The 20,683-nt window shown below is 71.6% G+C and carries 17 protein-coding genes; 15 read left to right on the top strand and 2 right to left on the bottom strand.

Features of this window, described 5'->3' with window-relative positions; all coding sequences use genetic code 11:
• The first annotated feature begins 89 nt into the window (after nt 1–89).
• A complete protein-coding gene (locus SSP29_RS08735) occupies nt 90–914 on the top strand; it encodes a Fic family protein (protein ID WP_089099979.1) in 825 nt (274 codons plus the stop codon).
• A gap of 355 nt (nt 915–1,269) precedes the next feature.
• On the opposite strand, the gene SSP29_RS08730 is transcribed toward SSP29_RS08735, so the two are convergent.
• Nucleotides 1,270–2,094, bottom strand: a complete 825-nt coding sequence (locus SSP29_RS08730; protein WP_089099978.1) for an HAD family hydrolase — start codon at nt 2,092–2,094, stop codon at nt 1,270–1,272.
• A 583-nt stretch (nt 2,095–2,677) separates the two neighbouring features.
• Between SSP29_RS08730 and ssd the strand changes: the two genes are divergently transcribed.
• The 7 genes from ssd (at nt 2,678) to SSP29_RS55175 (ending at nt 7,873) form a co-directional block, all read left to right on the top strand.
• Nucleotides 2,678–3,778, top strand: coding sequence for a septum site-determining protein Ssd (gene ssd, locus SSP29_RS08725; RefSeq protein WP_089099977.1), 1,101 nt, complete (start codon nt 2,678–2,680; stop codon nt 3,776–3,778).
• The gene (locus tag SSP29_RS08720) at nt 3,775–4,947 is read left to right on the top strand and encodes a TadA family conjugal transfer-associated ATPase (RefSeq protein WP_089099976.1); all 1,173 of its coding nucleotides are present in this window, start codon (nt 3,775–3,777) and stop codon (nt 4,945–4,947) included. The genes ssd and SSP29_RS08720 overlap by 4 nt, the downstream gene beginning before the upstream one ends.
• Nucleotides 4,948–5,063: 116 nt before the next feature.
• A complete protein-coding gene (locus tag SSP29_RS08715; protein ID WP_150133797.1) occupies nt 5,064–5,924 on the top strand; it encodes a type II secretion system F family protein in 861 nt (286 codons plus the stop codon).
• Nucleotides 5,921–6,700 (top strand): type II secretion system F family protein, encoded by a 780-nt coding sequence (locus tag SSP29_RS08710; protein WP_089099974.1) that lies wholly within the window; start codon nt 5,921–5,923, stop codon nt 6,698–6,700. The genes SSP29_RS08715 and SSP29_RS08710 overlap by 4 nt, the downstream gene beginning before the upstream one ends.
• Before the next feature lie 66 nt (nt 6,701–6,766).
• Nucleotides 6,767–6,955 (top strand): DUF4244 domain-containing protein, encoded by a 189-nt coding sequence (locus SSP29_RS08705; protein WP_089099973.1) that lies wholly within the window; start codon nt 6,767–6,769, stop codon nt 6,953–6,955.
• 28 nt (nt 6,956–6,983) lie between these two features.
• Nucleotides 6,984–7,313, top strand: coding sequence for a TadE family type IV pilus minor pilin (locus SSP29_RS08700; protein ID WP_089099972.1), 330 nt, complete (start codon nt 6,984–6,986; stop codon nt 7,311–7,313).
• Nucleotides 7,310–7,873, top strand: coding sequence for an Rv3654c family TadE-like protein (locus tag SSP29_RS55175; RefSeq protein ID WP_438363781.1), 564 nt, complete (start codon nt 7,310–7,312; stop codon nt 7,871–7,873). The genes SSP29_RS08700 and SSP29_RS55175 overlap by 4 nt, the downstream gene beginning before the upstream one ends.
• Here SSP29_RS55175 and SSP29_RS08690 read toward each other — a convergent pair.
• Nucleotides 7,827–10,292, bottom strand: coding sequence for a DEAD/DEAH box helicase (locus SSP29_RS08690; protein WP_150133796.1), 2,466 nt, complete (start codon nt 10,290–10,292; stop codon nt 7,827–7,829). The two genes, SSP29_RS55175 and SSP29_RS08690, sit on opposite strands and share 47 nt — an antisense overlap.
• A gap of 82 nt (nt 10,293–10,374) precedes the next feature.
• On the opposite strand from SSP29_RS08690, the gene bldG reads away from it, so the two are divergent.
• The 7 genes from bldG (at nt 10,375) to topA (ending at nt 20,612) form a co-directional block, all read left to right on the top strand.
• The gene (gene bldG / locus SSP29_RS08685; RefSeq protein ID WP_010986038.1) at nt 10,375–10,716 is read left to right on the top strand and encodes an anti-sigma factor antagonist BldG; all 342 of its coding nucleotides are present in this window, start codon (nt 10,375–10,377) and stop codon (nt 10,714–10,716) included.
• A 239-nt stretch (nt 10,717–10,955) separates the two neighbouring features.
• Nucleotides 10,956–11,390, top strand: a complete 435-nt coding sequence (locus tag SSP29_RS08680) for an ATP-binding protein (RefSeq protein ID WP_089099970.1) — start codon at nt 10,956–10,958, stop codon at nt 11,388–11,390.
• A gap of 324 nt (nt 11,391–11,714) precedes the next feature.
• Nucleotides 11,715–14,123 carry a sodium-translocating pyrophosphatase gene (locus tag SSP29_RS08675; RefSeq protein WP_089099969.1) on the top strand — a complete coding sequence of 803 codons (2,409 nt, stop codon included), beginning with the start codon at nt 11,715–11,717 and terminating at the stop codon, nt 14,121–14,123.
• A gap of 281 nt (nt 14,124–14,404) precedes the next feature.
• Nucleotides 14,405–15,070: a small secreted protein gene (locus SSP29_RS08670; protein ID WP_174855937.1), complete on the top strand. Its 666-nt coding sequence runs from the start codon at nt 14,405–14,407 to the stop codon at nt 15,068–15,070.
• Nucleotides 15,071–15,382: 312 nt separating this feature from the next.
• A complete protein-coding gene (locus tag SSP29_RS08665; protein ID WP_150133795.1) occupies nt 15,383–16,912 on the top strand; it encodes a DUF7059 domain-containing protein in 1,530 nt (509 codons plus the stop codon).
• A gap of 412 nt (nt 16,913–17,324) precedes the next feature.
• The gene (locus SSP29_RS08660; RefSeq protein WP_089099967.1) at nt 17,325–17,522 is read left to right on the top strand and encodes a hypothetical protein; all 198 of its coding nucleotides are present in this window, start codon (nt 17,325–17,327) and stop codon (nt 17,520–17,522) included.
• Between the two features lie 255 nt (nt 17,523–17,777).
• Nucleotides 17,778–20,612 carry a type I DNA topoisomerase gene (gene topA, locus SSP29_RS08655; RefSeq protein WP_089099966.1) on the top strand — a complete coding sequence of 945 codons (2,835 nt, stop codon included), beginning with the start codon at nt 17,778–17,780 and terminating at the stop codon, nt 20,610–20,612.
• Nucleotides 20,613–20,683: the final 71 nt, after the last annotated feature.

Genomic DNA, 20,683 nt, shown 5'->3' with positions numbered 1-20,683 from the left:
GTAGTCGAGTGATAGCTGTACGTGTCACGTGAAGTGAAGAAGACCACTCCTTCGTGGAGTCCCCGGGCGGGGTGCGTACTGTCGTACTCATGAGTACGACAGGTGCGACCGCTGACCCGCTCGCGGCCCTGGGCTCGCTGCCCGGGGTGGCGGAGTCCGTGGAGTCCGTGCGCAAGGCCGTGGACCGGGTCTACGGGCACCGGATCATGCGGCGCCGCAGCAATGCCGTCACCTCGGAGGCGGCGCTGCGCGCCGCTCGTGGCAGTGCCGCGCTGTCCGGTGCCGACTGGGCGCTGGAGGAGGTGCGGCGGCGTTCCGACTTCGGGGTGGACGACGACGCGCGCGTGGTGGGCGCGGCCCTGCGGCTGACGGCGGAGGCGGGCCAACTGCTGTCCATCTGGCGGCAGTCGCCGCTGCGGGTGCTGGCCAGGCTGCACCTGGTGGCGGCCGCGACGGCCGGCGACGAGGTCGGCCGGCCGCGCCGGGCCGGCGAGGGCGTCGACGAGCCGCTGCTGGAACTGCCGCTGCCGGATGCCGACGAGGTGTCGGGGCGCCTGGAGGGGCTCGCCGAGCTGATCGTCGCGGGGAGCGAGGCGCCTGCACTGGTGACGGCCGCCGTGGTCCACGGCGAACTGCTCGCGCTGCGGCCCTTCACCTCGTGCAACGGACTGGTCGCGCGCGCGGCCGAGCGGATCGTGCTGATCGGCAGCGGCCTGGACCCCAAGGCGATCTGTCCCGCCGAGGTCGGCCACGCCGAACTGGGCCGCGCCTCCTATCTGGCGGCCCTGGACGGCTACGTCTCCGGCACTCCGGAAGGGGTGGCGGCCTGGATCGCGCACTGCGGGCGTGCGGTGGAACTCGGGGTGCGCGAGTCGACGGCGGTGTGCGAGGCGCTGCAGCGCGGGGCAGCCTAGGGCCCGGGCGGAAGGCCGCGCGGGGCTTCGGAAAAGGGTTGCGGCGGTACGAGTTCTCGTACCGCCGCTGGCATGCTCACCGAGTTACCAAGCGTCCTCGATATGTCGCCCATCAGGTCGGGTACTTTGCCCGTCACCTGGTGCGGCTGGCCCGTAATCGACGGGTCGACGTCGCGTGGGTGCCCAGTGTCCATGCTGGGTCCGTGGGGCCAAATGCGTTTTAAAGGTGATCCTCTCGGATGTCCTTTGGTCTCGCGGGCCGCTAACCCCTTTGTACTGCAAGCCCGGAGCAAGCGGAAGCCCTGCCTACAGTTCTTTACTTTTAGGTTCAAAGAGGCACTAAAGGGGCGCCGGTTCAGGCGAGCGTGCTCCGGCGTCGGCTCGCGTACCAGACCAGGCCCGCGGTGGCGGCCGCGGCTCCTATGGCCGCCGCGGCGACCAGGGCCGGGCGCGGGGGCGTGGAGATCCGCTGCTTGAGCCGTACCGGCCGGTGGAAGTCCAGGATCGGCCAGCCGCGGGCGAGTGCCTCGCGGCGCAGTGCGCGGTCCGGGTTCACGGCGTGCGGATGCCCGACGGCCTGGAGCATCGGCACGTCGGTCGCCGAGTCGCTGTAGGCGTAGCAGCGGTCCAGGTCGTACCCCTCGGAGGCGGCCAGCTCCCGGACGGCCTCGGCCTTGGTCGGGCCGTACGCGTAGTACTCCACCTCGCCGGTGTAGCAGCCGTCGTCGCCGACGACCATGCGGGTGGCCACCACCCGGTCCGCACCGAGGAGTTCGCCGATCGGCTCGACCACCTCGGCGCCCGAGGTGGAGACGATGACGACGTCCCGGCCGGCCCGGTGGTGCTCCTCGATGAGGGAGGCGGCCTCGTCGTAGATGATCGGGTCGATCAGGTCGTGCAGGGTCTCGGCGACGATCTCCCTGACCTGCTGGACATTCCAGCCACGGACGAGGCCGGACAGGTACGCGCGCGTGCGCTCCATCTGGTCGTGGTCCATACCGCCGAGCAGGAACACGAACTGGGAGTACGCGTTGCGCAGCGCCGCCCTGCGGTTGATCAGACCGCCTTGGTAGAACGACTTGCTGAAGGTGAGCGTGCTCGACTTCGCAATGACCGTCTTGTCCAGGTCAAAGAAGGCCGCTGTGCGAGGCAAGGAGTGGTTTTCCACGACCCCGAGCATAGGCGCCCACCATTCGGCGTAAGGTGGGGCGCGTGGGTTTGCCTGAGAGGGCTCTCGGGTACACCATGGAAGTCACGGATCGTTCGCGACCGTGCTAACCCGGTCCGGCTCCTCCCCCCCCGAGTCGGCCGTGGAGACGACCCCCACTCTCCCCCCCGGTGGGGGTCGTCGCATGTCCGGACGGGTTTTTCCCCTCTCTCGCAGGCCGTGAGGCCTTGATCGGGCGGCCTCGGCCGCCCTTTTCGTTTGCCCATGATCCGTCACGTTGGGTAGTCGCAGCGCTGCGCTGTGGAAGCCGCGCAGGGCCCGGAACGGGCCTCACGGGTAGGGGTGACAGCGATATTCACAACCATCGGGTTGTCCACAGTTTTGGACCAAGATCCACACGATTTCCGGGTTCGCTGCACCGTGATTCCAGCGCGCTCCGGCGGCGGCGAGTTCATGGCCGGTTCCGTTTGTCGGGCGCCAATGGCCGGTTTCTGTCGGCCGTGCATATGGAGGCCGCTTGCCGGTTCTCCGCACGTTTGGGAATCGCGTGGCCGCAGGGGCCATGCGGGAGAACGCAGCCAAGGGGGAAGCTCACGTGGCCGGAACTGTCACCCAGGACCCGCCGTCCGCCGCCTCGGGACGGCCCGGACGCCCGATGATCGTCACCGAGGACGCCGAACTCCTCGACGACCTGTTGCGCCTGTGCGCGGCGGCCGGCGCCAAACCGGAGGTCCACCACCGCCCGCCGGAACGCGGCGGCGGCTGGGAGTCCGCCCCGCTCGTCCTGGTCGGCGACGACGCCGCGCGGCGGGTGCGCGGCGCCGCACGCCGGCGCGGGGTGGTGTTGGTCGGCCTCGACCAGGACGACCCCGACGTATGGAAACGGGCCGTGGAGATCGGCGCGGACCACGTCCTGATGCTGCCCGACGGCGAGCAGTGGCTCGTGGACCGGATCGCCGACGTCGTCGAGGGCGTGGGCCGCCCGGCCCTCACCGTCGGCGTCATCGGCGGCCGGGGCGGGGCCGGCGCCTCCACGCTGGCCTGCGCGCTCGCCGTCACCTCCGCGCGGGAGGGACTGCGCACCCTGCTTGTGGACGCGGATCCGCTGGGCGGCGGAATCGACGTACTCCTCGGCGGCGAGACGGCCGAGGGCCTGCGCTGGCCCGCCTTCGCCGCCTCGCGCGGCCGGCTGGGCAGCGGAGCCCTGGAGGAGTCGCTGCCCGAACTGCACTCGCTGCGGATCCTCAGCTGGGACCGCGGCGACTGCGTGGCGATCCCGCCGCCCGCCGTCCGCGCGGTGCTCGCGGCCGCCCGGCGGCGTGGCGGCACGGTCGTCGTCGACCTGCCGCGCCGCCTGGACGACGAGGTCGCCGAGGTCCTCACCCAGCTCGATCTCGCCGTCCTGGTGGTCCCCGCCGAACTCCGCGCCATCGCGGCGGCCGGCCGGGTCGCGGCCACCGTCGGCATGGTCGTACGCGATCTCAGGGTGGCGGTACGGGGGCCGTACGCGCCGGGACTGGACGACCGCGAGGTGGCCCGGCTGCTCGGCCTGCCGCTGGCCGGCGAAGTACCCGCCGAACCCGGTCTGTCCCGTCCGGGCCGGAAACCGCCGGGGTCCGTCGCACGCGGACCGCTGGCCCGCTTCTGCAAGGGCTTCTGGGAACGCACGCTGGTCGAGGCGGGGGGCGCCGTATGAGGCCCGGCACCGCGGGCGCGGACGGCCCGGCCCTGCTCGACGGGGTACGGCGCTGGCTCGCCGAGAGCGGCGCCGAACCGACACCCGCGCGGGTGGCACAGGCGCTGCGCGCACAGGGCCGGGTCCTCGGTGACGCCGAAGTCCTCGGCGCGGCCGAGCGACTGCGCTCCGAACTGGTCGGCAGCGGCCCCCTGGAGCCGCTGCTGGCCGACCCCACGGTCACCGACGTCCTGGTGACCGCCCCGGACCGGGTCTGGGTGGACCGCGGCGGCGGCCTGGAACTCACCAGTGTCGCCTTCCCGGACCCGGCGGCGGTACGACGCCTCGCGCAGCGGCTGGCAGCGGTGGCCGGCCGGCGCCTGGACGACGCGCGGCCCTGGGCGGACGCCCGGCTGCCCGACGGCACCCGCCTGCACGCCGTCCTGCCCCCGGTGGCCATTGGCTGCACCTGCCTTTCCCTGCGGGTGGTCCGGCCCCGGGCGTTCACGCTCGACGAACTGGTCGCGGCCGGGACCGTGCCCCCGGGCGGCGACCGGATCCTGCGGGCGCTCATCGCCGCCCGGCTCTCTTTTTTGGTCAGCGGCGGCACCGGTACCGGCAAGACGACCCTGCTGAGCGCGCTGCTCGGCCTGGTCGGACCGGGGGAGCGGATCGTGCTCGCCGAGGACTCGGCGGAGCTCAGGCCCGAACACCCGCATGTCGTACGGCTGGAGACCAGACCCGCCAACCAGGAGGGGGCCGGCCTCGTCACCCTGGAGGACCTGGTCCGGCAGGCCCTGCGGATGCGGCCCGACCGGCTTGTCGTCGGCGAGGTCCGCGGGCCCGAGGTGGTCCACCTGCTGGCCGCGCTCAACACCGGCCACGAGGGCGGCTGCGGCACCGTGCACGCCAACGCGGCAGCGGACGTACCGGCCCGCCTGGAAGCCCTCGGCACGGCCGCCGGGCTCGACCGGGCCGCTCTGCACAGCCAGCTGGCGGCCGCACTGTCGGTGGTGCTGCACCTCGTACGGGACCACGCGGGCCGGCGTCGGATCGCCGAGGTGCATGTCCTGGAGCGGGACCCCTCCGGTCTGGTGCGGACGGTGCCGGCACTGCGCTGGGAGGCGGAGGCGTTCGCGCGGGAGCCGGGGTGGGAGCGGCTGCGGAGGCTGCTCGGGAGTCCGGAGTGATGTGAGTGATGTGAGTGATGTGAGCGACGTGGGTGAGCTCTGAGCTCCCGGACGCGGCTGACCGATTCCGGTCTGAAGTGACTTCAGTGATCTATGAGTTGAAAGGGGCATGTGTGATGGGTGAGATGACGGTCGGTGCGGCCGTGGTGTGCGGCGGGGTCATGGCCTGGCTCCTGGCCGAGCGGCAGCGTGAGGTACGGCGGACGCGGCTGCTGCTCGCCGGCGGTGGGGTGGTGGCCACCGGGCCGCCCTCCTGGGAGCAGGCGCTCGGGGAACTGCGGCGACTGCGCGGCCGTTGGCGGGGTGAGTGGTGGGCCCTGGCCGCCGGTGTCGCGCTCGCGCTCCTTGCCGCCTCGGTCCTGCCGGTCCTCGCGGGCGCGGCCGGGGTGCCGGTGCTGCGCCGGGTGCGGCTGGCCCGACAGGCGCGGCGGACCCGGCAGGCGCGCGCCGATGCGGTGATCGTGCTGTGCGGGGCGCTCGCAGGCGAGGTGCGCGCGGGACGGCAGCCGGGCGAGGCCCTGTTGCGGGCCGCGCGGGACTCCGGTGCCCTCGGCGAGGCCCAGCCGGCCGTGGTCGCGGCGGCACGCTTCGGCGGGGACGTGCCGGGCGCGCTGGCGGTGGCGGCGCGGCAGCCGGGCGCCGACGGCCTGCTGGGGCTCGCGGCCTGCTGGCGGGTGGCCGTCGACCAGGGCGCCGGTCTTGCGGCCGGCCTCGACCGCCTGGACGCCGCCCTGCGCGCGGAGCGGGACCAACGTGCCGACCTGCGTGCCCAGTTGTCGGGCGCCCGGGCCACCGCGGTGATGCTCGCCGCCCTGCCCGCCCTCGGTCTCCTGCTCGGTTCCGCCATGGGCGCCGACCCGTTGCGGGTGCTGCTGCACACGGGGGCCGGTCTGGGCTGCCTGGTCGTCGGCGCGGCGTTCGAGGGCGCCGGGATGTGGTGGGCGGCCCGGATCGTGCGGGGAGCTGAGGCGGCATGAACGCGGAGGCCGTCCACAGGCTGTGGGTGGTGGTCGCGGTACTCGCGGTCCTGGGCTGGTCGGCATGGCGGCTGGAGCGCGCCAGGCGCAGGCGCTGGGCCCGGCGGAAGGTGGCCGAACTGCTCGGCCTGGAGCGGGCTGAGAGGCAATCCGACGTCAGCGGTGCCGTCCGCAGGTGGCTGCCGGTCGTCGGTGTGGTGTGCGGCGGCTGGGTGCTGGTCGGCGGGCTCGTCGGGGCGCTGCTGGGGCTGGGTGTCGCGGCGGGGCTGTGGCGGTGGCGGGGCAGGGCTGGTGACGAAGGCCGGGCGGCCGAGACGGAGGCGGCCGAGGCCGCGCGCCAACTCCCGCTCGCCGCCGACCTCCTGGCGGCCTGCATCGTCGCCGGGGCCGGTCCGGTGGTCGCCGCCCAGGCCGTGGGAGAGGCCCTCGGCGGTCCTGTCGGGGAAGGGCTGGCGCGGGGCGCCGCGGAGGTGCGGCTGGGCGGTGAACCTGCGGCAGCCTGGCGGCGGTTGGCCGGGCTGCCGGGTGCCGCGGCCCTGGCCCGGCTGCTGGAGCGTGCGGACGAGTCCGGGCTGCCGGCGGCCGCGCCCGTCGCCCGGCTCGCCTCGGACGCCCGCGCCGAGTGGGCGAGAAGCGCGACCGCGCGGGCGCGGCGGGCGGCCGTCATGATCTCGGCGCCCGTGGGGCTGTGCTTTCTGCCCGCGTTCATCGCGATGGGCGTACTCCCCGTGGTGATCGGACTCGCGGGCGGGGTGCTGCGAGGGGGTGGTGGATGAAGGGCGTGACAGCGGGGCCGTGAACAGGGACTGAAGTCAATTCCAAGCGAGTTCAAGGGAGTCGAGATGCGTGAGATGTACTGGAAGATGTGGAAGCTGGTGCGCCGGGACGCGGGAATGGTCACGTCCGAGTACGCGATGGGGATCATCGCCGCCGTCGGGTTCGCGGCGGTCCTCTACGCGGTCGTGACGAGTGGGCAGGTCAATGCGGAGCTCCAGGCCATCGTGAAACGAGCCCTCAGTGCACGGATGTGAGCGGCGACGCGGGGCGGACCGGGGGTTCGTGACAGCGGAGGCGGCCATGGTGCTGCCGGTGCTGGTGGCGTTCACGATGGCGCTGGTGTGGGGGCTGCTCGTGGTGGCCGCCCAGATCCGGTGCGTGGACGCCGCCCGCACCGGGGCGCGGGCGGCTGCGCGGCAGGACCCCGAGGACGCGGTGGTCGCGGTGACGAAGGAGGCGGCGCCGGCCGGGGCGACGGTGACGGTCGGCCGGGAGGGCGACGAGGTGCGGGTGACGGTGGTGGCGAGGCCGCCGGTGCTGGGCGCGTTGCCGTTCGAGGTGCGGGAGTCGGCGGTCGCCTTGGCGGAGGGGCCGACGGAGGTGGGGCCGTGAGGGGGCTGGGCGTGGTCGGATGGCTGCGGGTGCGTGGGGGCTGGTCGCGCAGTTCCCCGCGCCCCTTTGGGGCGCGTTGCAGCGGGGCGCGTGATCAAGGTTCTGCCACCGTCTGGGGCGTGGGGGCGATCGCCGTCCTGTGCGTCGTTTTCAGCGTCGTGCTCGGGCTCGGGCAAGCCGTCGTTGTCCGGCACCGAGCGGCCGGTGGTGCCGATATGGCAGCGCTCGCGGCGGCGGACCACTGGGCCGAGGGGGCCACGGGGGCCTGCGCCCAGGCCGACCGGGTGGCACGGGCGCAGGGCACGCGGCTGACGCGGTGCGTGGTGGTGGGGGACGTCTCGGATGTGTCGGTGGCGTCAGGCGGTGGGCCGTTCGCGGCAGAGGTCCGGGCCAGAGCCGGCCCCGCTGCAACGCGCCCCCAAGGGGCGCGGGGCTGTGACATTTGCGGCTCCGCCGCGCGGGCGCGACCAGCCCCCACCGGCCCGCAGCCAGGCGTCTGGCCTCCCGTGGGCCCTATTGCGCCTCCGGCGCATCAGGCGCCCCCTTCAGCAGCACCGTGAGGAGTCGCACCGCCCCCCGCTTGTGCAACGGCTCGTTCCCGTTCCCGCACTTGGGGGACTGGATGCACGACGGGCACCCGGCGTCGCACTCGCACGCGGCGATCGCCTCCCGTGTCGCCGTCAGCCACGTGCGGGCCGTGTGGAAGGCGCGCTCCGCGAAGCCCGCGCCGCCGGGGTGGCCGTCGTAGACGAAGACCGTCGGCAGGAGCGTGTCGGGGTGCAGCGGGATCGACACGCCGCCGATGTCCCAGCGGTCGCAGGTCGCGAAGAGCGGGAGCAGGCCGATGGAGGCGTGTTCGGCGGCGTGCAGGGCGCCGCCGAGGATCTCCGGGTTGATCCGGGCCTCGTCGAGCTGGTCCTCGGTGACGGTCCACCACACCGCGCGGGTGCGCAGCGTACGAGGAGGGAGGTCGAGTTTCGACTCGCCCAGGACCTCGCCGGTGATGAGCCGGCGGCGCAGGAAGGAGACCACTTGGTTGGTGACCTCGACGGAGCCGTAGCAGAGGCGGCCGTCGCCCCAGGGGACCTCGATGTCGGTCTCCAGGACGGAGATGGCCGTGGTGTCGCGGGCGACCGTGGAGTACGGCGGCTCGGCCTGCTCGACCAAGGCCACCGAGTCCTCCAGGTCGAGGGAGCGCACGAGGTAGGTGCGGCCCTGGTGGAGGTGGACCGCGCCCTCGTGGACCGTGGAGTGCGCGGCGCTCGCGTCCACCGTGCCCAGCAGCCGCCCCGTGCCCGCCTCGACGACCTGCACCGGCCGGCCGCCCTCGCCCCGGATGTCGGTCAGGTCGGCGGCCCGCTCCCGGCGGGTCCAGTGCCAGGCCTTCGTCCGGCGGCGCAGCAGCTTCGCGGCCTCCAGCTGCGGGAGCAGCTCCTTGCAGGCGGGGCCGAAGAGGTCGAGGTCGTCGTCGGTGAGCGGGATCTCGGCCGCGGCGGCGCACAGGTGCGGGGCGAGGACGTACGGGTTGTCGGGGTCGAGGACGGTGGATTCCACCGGTTGGTCGAACAGGGCCTCGGGGTGATGGACCAGGAAGGTGTCCAGCGGGTCGTCGCGGGCGACCAGGACGGCCAGCGCGCCCTGCCCGGTGCGGCCCGCCCGGCCCGCCTGCTGCCACACAGAGGCCCTCGTACCGGGGTACCCGGCGATCAGTACGGCGTCCAGCCCGGAGACGTCCACGCCCAGCTCCAGGGCCGTTGTGGCGGCAAGTCCGAGGAGCTCCCCGGAGTGCAGCGCGCGTTCCAGGGCGCGGCGCTCCTCGGGGAGGTAGCCGCCGCGATAGGCCGCGACACGCCGGGCGAGGGAACGGTCCACCTCGGCCAGCCGCTCCTGGGCGATGACGGAGATCAGCTCCGCCCCGCGCCTGGAGCGCACGAAGGCGACCGAGCGCACGCCCTGCACGGCGAGGTCGGTCAGCAGGTCGGCGGTCTCGGCGGTGGCGGTACGGCGGACGGGGGCGCCCTTCTCGCCGTGCAGCTCGGTCAGCGGCGGCTCCCACAGGGCGAAGACCAGCTCGCCGCGCGGGGATGCGTCGTCGGCGATCTCCACGACCGGCAGGCCGGTGAGACGGCCGGCGGCCCCGGCCGGCTCGGCGGCGGTGGCGGAGGCCAGCAGGAAGACCGGGGAGGAGCCGTAGCGGGCGCACAGGCGGCGCAGCCGGCGCAGCACCTGGGCGACGTGCGAGCCGAAGACGCCCCGGTAGGTGTGGCACTCGTCGACGACGACGTACTTCAGCGCCTTCAGGAAGGAGGACCAGCGGGCGTGCCCGGGCAGGATCCCGCGGTGCAGCATGTCCGGGTTGGTGAGCACGTAGTTGGCGTACTGGCGGACCCACTCGCGTTCCTCGTACGGAGTGTCGCCGTCGTACACGGCCGGGCGTACGGCGTTGCCCAGAGGTTGTGAAAGTTCCTTCACCGAACGGCACTGGTCTGCCGCCAGCGCCTTGGTGGGCGCCAGGTAGAGGGCGGTGGCGCCGCGGCCGTTGGCGGCCTCGGAGCCGTCCAGCAGGGTGGACAGGACCGGTACGAGATAGGCCAGCGACTTGCCGGAGGCGGTGCCGGTGGCGACGACGACCGACTGGCCGTCCAGGGCGTGCTCGGCGGCCAGCGCCTGGTGCTCCCAGGGATGCTCGATGCCGCACTCCTGCACGGCCGCCACGACTTCCGAACGAATCCGGTCAGGCCAGACGGCATGCCGACCCGCACGCGGGGGCAAGTGCTCCGTATGAGTGATGCGCGAAGCCCGGCTCGGCCCCGAGGCGAGCCGGTCCAGGACCGTGCCCGGGGAGAACCCGGAGGCGGCCGGAACCGAGGGCCGATCGGATCGGTGATTTATGGCCATCGGGACCGAGTGTGTCACTGGAGTGACGGACAATGGGGCCAAGGCGTCGTGCACGCCTGCCGGTAAGTGATTGAATGCCATCGCGGCTGGCGAACCGTCCCTGGGACTGCAAGCCGAGGTGTCCCGAGGGGCGACCGCTCGATAGCAAGGTGCTGGAGGATCCGTGGACCTGTCCCTGTCGACCCGTACCGTCGGCGATCGTACGGTCGTCGAGGTCGGTGGCGAAATCGACGTATATACCGCGCCCAAGCTGCGCGAGCAGCTGGTCGAGCTGGTGAACGACGGCAATTTCCACCTCGTCGTCGACATGGAGGGCGTGGACTTCCTCGACTCCACCGGGCTCGGCGTGCTGGTCGGCGGCCTGAAGCGGGTGCGTGCCCATGAGGGCTCGCTGCGCCTGGTCTGCAACCAGGAGCGCATTCTGAAGATCTTCCGTATCACCGGCCTCACCAAGGTGTTCCCGATCCACACCTCGGTCGAGGAAGCGGTGGCGGCCACCGACTGACCCCGGGTCGGCCGACGTACCCCGGACCGCCGATCGGTCCGTGGCGTCCGGCCGGCCCTCGGCAGGGGCTCGTACGCGCTGTACGGACGCTCTTGCCACCCCCGCCCGTTCGGGCCCGCATGCCCGTGCCGGAAGCCGCGCACGGGCCGCAGTGCCCGCCGCGCACGCAATTCATCGGGGGTCCGGGTTCTTCGGCGACCCGGCCCCCAACCGCACGCCCGTAGTTCCGAGGGGGACGTATGGCCACCGTTGAACTCCGCTTCAGCGCGCTGCCCGAGCACGTCCGCACCGCCCGACTGGTGGCGGCGGCGGTGGCTCGCAGGGCCGGAGTGGACGAGGCCGTCCTGGACGAGGTCCGGCTGGCCGTCGGCGAGGCCTGTTCCCGCGCGGTGGGTCTGCACCAGGCCGCCGGTGTCACCGAGCCGGTGCGGGTGGCGCTGATCGAGGAGGAGAAGCAGTTCTCCATCGAGGTCGGCGACGAGGCACCCCGTTCCGCTCCCGGTGACCGGGCGTCCGGTGGCGCGGCGGACACGGACGTGGAGACCGAGGAGGACGAGATGGGCCTCGCGGTCATCAGCGGCCTCGTCGACGACGTGGAGGTCACCGCAGGGGATTACGGCGGGCTGATCCGCATGACCTGGCCGACGACCCCGCCCGGAGTCGCGCTCACCTGAGAACCATCCCGTTTTGTGTACCGAAGGGCCCTACTGAGTAGGGCCCTTCGGCATGTCCGCGTCGTCGGCGGCCGGTCCTACAGTGATCTCGTCCGATGGATTTAGTGAATGCCTTCACGATCAATCAGGGGATAATTCGATCAAGTAAACGCCGCCGTCAATGCTTTTAGGGCGTTACTGCTTTCGGGTTGGCCCACGTGACCTCGATCATTTGCTGAAGAGCACGAGAAGGCCAATTCCGTTTGCCGTCCCCTGTTTAGATCACTCGCTGGTACCTACAATCCGTCCACATCTTGAGCTCAGCCCAAGCGTCAAGGAGGACGAATGGCGGGGCTTTCTACCCCTCATCAGTTTGGCCACACCACAACCTTCGCGGCCGCAGTCCTGACCGACGACAACCGGGTCCTGGTGGCGGTCATCGCCGCTGTGGCGCTGGCCGCGCTCGTGGTCGCCTGGATCCTGGTACGCCAGGTGCTCGCGGCCGGCGAGGGCACCGACAGCATGAAGAAGATCGCGGCGGCGGTCCAGGAAGGCGCCAACGCCTATCTGGGCCGGCAGTTGCGCACTCTCGGCGTATTCGCCGTCGTGGTGTTCTTCCTGCTCCTGCTGCTGCCCGCGGACGACTGGAATCAGCGCGCCGGACGGTCGATCTTCTTTCTGATCGGCGCGGCGTTCTCGGCGACCACCGGTTATATCGGCATGTGGCTCGCCGTACGCAGCAATGTGCGCGTCGCCGCGGCGGCCCGCGAAGCCACTCCGGCGGCAGGCGAACCGGAAAAGGATCTCACCGCCGTCTCGCACAAAGCCATGAAGATCGCTTTCCGTACGGGCGGCGTCGTCGGCATGTTCACGGTGGGGCTCGGCCTGCTCGGCGCCTCCTGTGTGGTGCTGGTGTACGCGGCCGACGCGCCGAAGGTGCTCGAAGGCTTCGGTCTCGGTGCCGCCCTGATCGCCATGTTCATGCGTGTCGGCGGCGGCATCTTCACCAAGGCCGCCGACGTCGGCGCCGACCTGGTCGGCAAGGTCGAGCAGGGCATTCCGGAGGACGACCCGCGCAATGCCGCGACCATCGCCGACAACGTAGGCGACAACGTCGGCGACTGCGCGGGCATGGCGGCCGACCTCTTCGAGTCGTACGCCGTGACCCTGGTCGCCGCGCTGATCCTCGGCAAGGCGGCGTTCGGCGACTCCGGACTGGCCTTCCCGCTCCTGGTACCGGCCATCGGTGTGATCACCGCGATGATCGGCATCTTCGCGGTCGCCCCGCGCCGCAGCGACCGCAGCGGCATGACCGCCATCAACCGCGGCTTCTTCATCTCCGCGGTGATCTCGCTCGTGCTGGTCGCGATCGCGGTCTTCGTCTACCTGCCCGGGAAGTACGCGGACCTGCACGGCATCTCCGACGCGGCCATCCGGGCCAAGGACGGCGACCCGCGGATCCTCGCGCTCGTCGCGGTCGCCATCGGCATCCTGCTCGCGGCCGTCATCCAGCAGCTGACCGGCTACTTCACCGAGACCAACCGGCGTCCGGTCATGGACATCGGCAAGTCCTCGCTGACCGGCCCGGCCACCGTCGTCCTCGCCGGCATCTCGCTCGGCCTCGAATCGGCCGTCTACACCGCTCTGCTGATCGGTCTCGGCGTCTACGGCGCGTTCCTGCTCGGCGGTACGTCGATCATGCTCGCGCTGTTCGCGGTGGCGCTGGCCGGCACCGGCCTGCTCACCACGGTCGGCGTCATCGTCGCCATGGACACCTTCGGGCCGGTCTCCGACAACGCCCAGGGCATCGCCGAGATGTCCGGCGACGTCGAGGGCGCGGGCGCACAGGTGCTCACCAACCTGGACGCCGTCGGCAACACCACCAAGGCCATCACCAAGGGCATCGCCATCGCCACCGCCGTCCTCGCGGCGTCGGCGCTCTTCGGGTCGTACCGGGACGCGATCACCACGAACGTGCAGGACGTGGGCGCGAAACTCACCGGTGCGGGCGCCCCGTTGACCCTGTCCATGGACATCTCGCAGCCCAACAACCTGGTCGGCCTCATCGCCGGCGCGGCGGTGGTGTTCCTCTTCTCCGGACTCGCCATCAACGCCGTGGCGCGGTCGGCTGGTTCGGTGGTCTTCGAGGTGCGGCGGCAGTTCCGCGAGCACCCCGGGATCATGGACTACACGGAGACGCCCGAGTACGGCAAGGTCGTCGACATCTGCACCAAGGACGCCCTGCGCGAGCTGGCCACGCCGGGACTGCTCGCCGTGATGGCGCCCATCTTCATCGGGTTCACGCTCGGTGTCGGCGCCCTCGGTTCCTACCTCGCGGGCGCGATCGGCGCGGGCACCCTGATGGCCGTCTTCCTGGCCAACTCCGGTGGTGCCTGGGACAACGCCAAGAAACTCGTCGAGGACGGCCACCACGGCGGCAAGGGCAGCGAGGCCCATGCGGCCACGGTCATCGGCGACACCGTCGGCGACCCCTTCAAGGACACCGCGGGACCCGCGATCAACCCGCTGCTCAAGGTCATGAACCTGGTCTCCCTGATCATCGCGCCCGCGGTGATCAAGTTCTCCTACGGCCATGACAAGAGCATCGGCATCCGGATCACGATCGCGGTCCTCGCGCTGATCGTGATCGTCGGCGCGGTGTACGTCTCCAAGCGGCGCGGTATCGCCGTCGGCGACGACGAGGACAGTGCCGAACACGTGGCCAAGACGGCCGATCCTGCGGTGGTTTCGTAGGCGGTCTTACGGCGGCCGCCGGGGCCTTCACGAGAGGTCCCGGTCAACGAGCGGGCGGATGGCGTGTGCTGACACGCCGTCCGCCCGTTTCGCGTGCCAGGACGCTCGCCGCCGGTCGTACGCCGGAGTGCGCCGGAGTGTGCTCGGGGGGCGGGGGATGTGCGCGTCGTCTCGTCGTGAGCCTTCTCTCCCTTGGTGCAAAGATGCACAAAAGCGTACTTAATGGGTGCTTCCATGAGGGTGCTGTCCGTACGCCGTGTAGATTCCGGGGGCCGAGAGCCATGGAAGGGACCGATCCGGTGAACAAGAAGCTCGCGGCCGCACTGTCCGGCGGTGCGGTAGTGGTGGTGGCGCTGTCCGGGTGCAGCAGCAACAACAAGGGCACCGACCCGAAGCTGATCGCCTGGGCCAAGACCGTGTGCGACGCGGTGCCGGCGCAGGACGCGAAGATCAAGGCGGCGAACGAGGCGATCTCCACGGCGGTCTCCGACACCACGAGCTCGCCCGCGACCATCCAGAAGACCGACTCCAAGGCCTTCCAGGACATGTCCGACGCCTACAAGGCGCTCGCCTCCGCCATCAGCGGCGCCGGCGCGCCCCCCGGGGTCGACGAGGGCGCCAAGCGCCAGCAGAACGTCGTCACGACCCTCAACAGCCTCTCCGCGTCCTATGCCGACCTGAAGAAGAAGGTCGACGCGCTCGACACCAAGAACCAGGCGAAGTTCGCCTCGGGCCTGCAGGACATCGCCTCCCAGACGACACAGCTGGAGACGCAGAGCAAGAGCGGCACCGCGGCGCTGAACGCCCTGGAACAGGGCGAGGTCAAGGACGCGATCGCCGAACAGGCCAGCTGCAAGAAGGTCTCCGCGACGACGACGGATCCGGCGTCGACACCCGCGTCGGGATCCACGTCGTCCGCGTCTGCGTCCGCGTCGACCGCGGGCTGAGGCAGGGGCCGCTGAGCCGCTGGGGCCGGGTCCGGGGCCAGGGCCAGGGGCCGGAGTCAGGGGCGGAGCCGGCGCTGCGCGCCGAGCCCCGGCGCCGAGGCCCGGTGGTCCGGGGCCGTGTGCCGAGTCCGGTGGTCCGGGGCCGTGTGTCGGGGCCGTGTGCCGAGTCCGTCGGGTGGAGTTCGTTGGGTCGGGTCCGCTGGGTTGAGTTCGTTGGGCCGAGTCCGTCGGGCCGGGTCCGTTGGGCTGAGCAGAGTCCGGTGGTCCGGGGCCGTGTGCTGAGTCCGCGGACGGGTGGGACCGCGGGCCACAATGGAGGGCGTGACTGACTCCGGCCTCGCCACTCTGCCCGCCTCCGACCGCCCCGACGTCGCCGCCCGGCTGCGCACCGCCCTGCTGGGCGCCTCCTTCACCGCCGACGGGCTGCTCGACCTGCTCGGCGCACCCGCGTACGCGGCGTTGGCCCGCAGCGAGACGGTGCCCGCGCTGCGCGCGACCCGCGGGGACACGCCCCTGGAGACGCTCGTCCGGCTGTTCCTGCTCCAGCAGCCCGTGCCGTACGCGCGAGTGGCCGGCGTGCTGCCCGCCGACGACCTCCTGGACAGCGGCTGGCTGAACCGCGTGGGCGGCGACGAGGTCGCGGCCACCGTGGACGTACGGCCGTACGGCGGGTCCGACGGCGAGGACTGGTTCATCGTGTCCGACCTCGGCTGTGCCGTCGGCGGGGCCGGTGGCATCGGGCGGCGGCACGAGGGTGTCGTCCTCGGGGTCGGCGGCGCGTCCACGACACTCGCCGGCATCACCGTCCGTACGCCCGTCGCCGCCGCCCTCGACCTCGGCACCGGCTCCGGGATCCAGGCGCTGCACGCCGCCCAGCACGCCACGCGCGTGACGGCGACCGACCTCAACCCCCGTGCGCTGCACATCACGGCGCTCACGCTGGCGCTCTCCGGCGTACCGGCGGCCGAGCTGCGCGAGGGCTCGCTGTTCGAGCCGGTCAAGGAGGGGGAGACGTTCGACCTGATCGTGTCCAACCCGCCGTTCGTGATTTCTCCCGGCGCCCGGCTGACGTACCGGGACGGCGGGATGAGCGGGGACGATCTGTGCCGCTCGCTCGTTCAACAGGCCGGGGAGCGGCTGAACGAGGGCGGGTTCGCGCAGTTCCTCGCCAACTGGCAGCACGTCGCGGGGGAGGACTGGCAGGACAGGGTCAGGTCGTGGGTGCCGCGCGGCTGCGACGCGTGGATCGTGCAGCGCGAGGTACAGGACGTCAACCAGTACGCCGAGCTGTGGCTCAGGGACTCCGGCGACCACCGCGGGGACCCGGCGGAGTATCAGGCGCAGTACGACGCGTGGCTGGACGAGTTCGAGGCGCGCAAGGTGAAGGGGGTGGGATTCGGCTGGATCACGTTGCGAAGGACGAGTGCCGCCGTGCCCTCGGTCACCGTGGAGGAGTGGCCGCATCCGATCGAACAGCCGCTCGGTGAGACGATCCGCGCGCACTTCGACCGCCTCGACTACCTCCGTGACCACGACGACGCGGATCTCCTCGAAGGCCACTTCAGGCTCGCCGTCGAGGTGGTCCAGGAGCAGGTCGGACTGCCCGGCGCCGAGGACCCGGAGCACGTGGTGCTGCGCCAGCACCGCGGGATGCGCCGCGCGACCAAGGTGGACACGGTCGGCGCCGGGTTCGCAGGGGTGTGCGACGGCACGCTGAGTGCGGGTCGGATTCTCGACGCCATCGCGCAACTGATGGGCGAGGACCCGGTGTTGCTGCGCGACCGCACGCCCGCACAGATCCGGCTGCTGGTGGAGCAGGGTTTCCTGGAGCCGGCGGTCTGACGGACCGGAAGGCATGCCCGACGGACCCGTGCCGGGACCTGGACGTGCCGGAGGAGTACCGGTGAGTGCCCGTAGGTACTTGTGGGTGCCCGTAGGTACCCGTGGGTATCCGCGGGTACTTGTGGGGGCACCCTCGGAAAGGCCCGGAGGGTGCGCGGGAGAAGAGCCCGTAGGACACGCCGGGAGAAGAAAAGGGCCGGAAAAATCTGGCCGGAACCTTCGCCCCGTGATCCGTCCGCAGTCCGTCCGTGGTCCGTCGCCGGTCCGTCTCTAGTCAGTCGATCGGATGTTCGAGAAGCTTACGGCCGCCCGTTCACCTCGATTTAGCCCGTCGGCCTCCCGCCCGCCGCCCGTACGTGCCAGTCTCCGGGCGCTGGGCAGTCGCAGGCGGCAGGGAAGGGGTGCGCGGGCCATGGAGAGCGGACCGGCGATCTTCGCGGGAGTGGTGTTCGCCCTGTTCGGGGGTGCACTGCTGGTGTGGACCGGGACCCGGCTCCGGCGTGGCGAACCCGTCGCCCAGGGTGTGAGCCAGGTCGCATCCGCGACCCTCGCGAGCCTCGCCGCGGTGGTCGCGCTGGGCCTCGCGGCGTACTGCCTGACCCGCCTCTGAAGGCATCCCTCCGGTAATCGGAGCATCACGCTCCGGACAGGGCCGGAAGAGCGACCTGGGACTCCGGGCGGCAGGAATGGCGGTAGTCGGGTTACCGTTCGAGTGGCCGTTGTGAGCTTTTCCCGTTTGACACGGGGGCGGGATGTACCGTCACACTCCGCAGCGTCACCAAGTGAGCGGGCACCCCTGCCCGTGCCACGACCCCGGGAGCAAGGCCTGGGGAGGCCACAGCGTCGACCGGAGAGAAGAGCGAAGTTGTCCCCGACCAGCGAGACCGCACAGGGCGGCCGCCGACTCGTCATCGTCGAGTCGCCCGCCAAGGCGAAGACGATCAAGGGCTATCTGGGCCCCGGATACGTCGTCGAAGCGAGCGTCGGGCACATCCGTGACCTTCCCAACGGCGCCGCGGAGGTGCCCGAGAAGTACACCGGCGAGGTCCGGCGCCTCGGCGTGGACGTCGAGCACGACTTCGAGCCGATCTATGTGGTCAACGCCGACAAGCGGGCCCAGGTCAAGAAGCTCAAGGACCTGCTGAAGGACTCCGACGAGCTCTACCTCGCCACCGATGAGGACCGCGAGGGCGAGGCGATCGCCTGGCACCTCCAGGAGGTGCTCAAGCCCAAGGTCCCGGTCAAGCGGATGGTCTTCCACGAGATCACCAAGTCCGCGATCCAGGCCGCCGTCGCCAACCCGCGCCAGCTCAACCAGAAGCTCGTCGACGCCCAGGAGACCCGCCGCATCCTCGACCGCCTCTACGGCTACGAGGTCTCGCCGGTCCTGTGGAAGAAGGTCATGCCGCGCCTGTCGGCCGGCCGTGTCCAGTCCGTGGCGACCCGGCTCGTGGTGGAGCGGGAACGCGAGCGCATCGCGTTCCGTTCCGCCGAGTACTGGGACCTGACGGGCACCTTCGGGACCGGCCGGGCGGGCGATCCGTCGGACCCGTCGTCGCTCGTCGCCCGCCTGCAGGCCGTCGACGGCAGGCGCGTCGCCCAGGGCCGTGACTTCGACTCGCTCGGGCAGCTCAAGACCGCGAACACCCTCCACCTCGACGAGGCGAACGCCCGTGCCCTCGCCGTGGCCCTGGAGAACACCCGGTTCTCGGTCCGCTCGGTCGAGTCCAAGCCGTACCGCCGCTCGCCGTACGCCCCGTTCCGTACGACGACCCTCCAGCAGGAGGCCTCGCGCAAGCTCGGCTTCGGCGCCAAGGCCACCATGCAGGTGGCCCAGAAGCTGTACGAGAACGGCTACATCACGTACATGCGTACGGACTCCACGACGCTGAGCGACACCGCGATCGCGGCCGCCCGCGCCCAGGTCACGCAGCTGTACGGCGCCGACTACCTGCCGGCCCAGCCGCGCACGTACGCCGCGAAGGTCAAGAACGCCCAGGAGGCCCACGAGGCGATCCGCCCCTCGGGTGATCGTTTCCGCACGCCCGCCGAGACCGGCCTCACCGGTGACCAGTTCAAGCTCTACGAGCTGATCTGGAAGCGGACCGTCGCCTCCCAGATGAAGGACGCGACCGGCAACAGCGTGACCGTCAAGATCGGCGGCACCGCCGCCGACGGCCGGGACGTCGAGTTCAGCGCCTCCGGCAAGACGATCACCTTCCACGGCTTCCTGAAGGCCTACGTCGAGGGCGCCGACGACCCGAACGCCGAGCTGGACGACCGCGAGCGCCGGCTGCCCCAGGTCACCGAGGGCGACGCGCTCAGCGCCGAGGAGATCACGGTCGACGGGCACGCCACCAAGCCCCCGGCCCGCTACACCGAGGCCTCGCTCGTCAAGGAGCTCGAAGAGCGCGAGATCGGCCGCCCTTCGACGTACGCGTCGATCATCGGCACGATCCTCGACCGGGGTTATGTGTTCAAGAAGGGGACGGCCCTGGTGCCCTCCTTCCTGAGCTTCGCCGTGGTCAACCTGCTGGAGAAGCACTTCGGCCGACTGGTCGACTACGACTTCACCGCCAGGATGGAGGACGACCTCGACCGCATCGCGGCCGGTCAGGCCCAGGCGGTGCCGTGGCTGAAGCGCTTCTACTTCGGTGAGAGCGGCGAAGGCACGCCCACGGGCGGCGCGGCCGACGCCGGCAACGGCGACGGGGACCACCTCGGCGGCCTCAAGGAACTGGTGACCGACCTGGGCGCGATCGACGCGCGCGAGGTGTCGTCGTTCCCGGTGGGCAACGACATCGTGCTGCGGGTCGGCCGCTACGGCCCCTACATCGAGCGCGGCGAGAAGGACTCCGAGGGCCACCAGCGGGCGGATGTGCCGGACGACCTGGCCCCCGACGAGCTGTCCGTCGAGCTCGCGGAGGAGCTGCTCGCCAAGCCGAGCGGCGACTTCGAGCTGGGCGCCGACCCGGAGACGGGCCACCAGATCATCGCCCGTGCCGGCCGCTACGGCCCGTACGTCACCGAGGTGCTCCCCGAGGGCACCCCGAAGACCGGCAAGAACGCGGTCAAGCCGCGCACCGCGTCGCTCTTCAAGTCGATGGCCCTGGACACGGTCACCCTGGCGGACGCGCTCCGGCTGATGTCGCTGCCGCGCGTCGTCGGCACCGACGCCGAGGGCCAGGAGATCACCGCGCAGAACGGGCGCTACGGGCCGTACCTGAAGAAGGGCACGGACTCGCGCTCGCTCACCTCCGAGGACCAGCTCTTCACGATCACCCTCGAAGAGGCGCTCCAGATCTACTCCCAGCCCAAGCAGCGCGGCCGGGCCGCCGCCAAGCCGCCGCTGAAGGAGCTGGGCACCGACCCGGTCAGCGAGAAGCCGGTCGTGGTGAAGGACGGCCGCTTCGGGCCGTACGTCACCGACGGGGAGACCAACGCGACGCTGCGCTCCGACGACAGCGTCGAGGCGATCACCCCGGAGCGCGGCTACGAGCTGCTCGCCGAGAAGCGGGCCAAGGCGCCCGCCAAGAAGACGGCGAAGAAGGCGCCCGCGAAGAAGACGGCGGCCGCCAAGAAGGCCGCGCCGGCCAAGAAGGCGGCGGCCAAGAAGACCGTCGCGAAGAAGACGACGACCACGGCGAAGACGGCGGCCAAGAAGGCGACGGCTTCCCGGACGGCGTCCGCGGAGGACTGAGAGGGCCGAGAGGGCTGAGAGGGCTGAGAAGTACTCTCGGCCCCTCACATCGGCTTCGCAATGTGCACGCC

It is taken from the genome of Streptomyces hyaluromycini (assembly GCF_002217755.1).
GTDB classification, from domain to species: Bacteria; Actinomycetota; Actinomycetes; order Streptomycetales; family Streptomycetaceae; genus Streptomyces; species Streptomyces hyaluromycini.
The sequence above is the reverse complement of the archived record's forward strand: the minus strand, read 5'-3'. Positions and strand labels throughout refer to the sequence as shown.

What these genes read in the sequence shown, in the direction of transcription:
- SSP29_RS08735 (WP_089099979.1), top strand. Translation starts at nt 90, where the DNA reads ATGAGTACGACAGGTGCGACCGCTGACCCGCTCGCGGCCCTGGGCTCG.
- SSP29_RS08730 (WP_089099978.1), bottom strand. Translation starts at nt 2,094, where the DNA reads ATGCTCGGGGTCGTGGAAAACCACTCCTTGCCTCGCACAGCGGCCTTC.
- SSP29_RS08720 (WP_089099976.1), top strand. Translation starts at nt 3,775, where the DNA reads ATGAGGCCCGGCACCGCGGGCGCGGACGGCCCGGCCCTGCTCGACGGG.
- SSP29_RS08715 (WP_150133797.1), top strand. Translation starts at nt 5,064, where the DNA reads ATGGGTGAGATGACGGTCGGTGCGGCCGTGGTGTGCGGCGGGGTCATG.
- SSP29_RS08710 (WP_089099974.1), top strand. Translation starts at nt 5,921, where the DNA reads ATGAACGCGGAGGCCGTCCACAGGCTGTGGGTGGTGGTCGCGGTACTC.
- SSP29_RS08705 (WP_089099973.1), top strand. Translation starts at nt 6,767, where the DNA reads ATGCGTGAGATGTACTGGAAGATGTGGAAGCTGGTGCGCCGGGACGCG.
- SSP29_RS08690 (WP_150133796.1), bottom strand. Translation starts at nt 10,292, where the DNA reads ATGGCATTCAATCACTTACCGGCAGGCGTGCACGACGCCTTGGCCCCA.
- SSP29_RS08680 (WP_089099970.1), top strand. Translation starts at nt 10,956, where the DNA reads ATGGCCACCGTTGAACTCCGCTTCAGCGCGCTGCCCGAGCACGTCCGC.
- SSP29_RS08675 (WP_089099969.1), top strand. Translation starts at nt 11,715, where the DNA reads ATGGCGGGGCTTTCTACCCCTCATCAGTTTGGCCACACCACAACCTTC.
- SSP29_RS08670 (WP_174855937.1), top strand. Translation starts at nt 14,405, where the DNA reads ATGGAAGGGACCGATCCGGTGAACAAGAAGCTCGCGGCCGCACTGTCC.
- SSP29_RS08665 (WP_150133795.1), top strand. Translation starts at nt 15,383, where the DNA reads ATGGAGGGCGTGACTGACTCCGGCCTCGCCACTCTGCCCGCCTCCGAC.
- SSP29_RS08660 (WP_089099967.1), top strand. Translation starts at nt 17,325, where the DNA reads ATGGAGAGCGGACCGGCGATCTTCGCGGGAGTGGTGTTCGCCCTGTTC.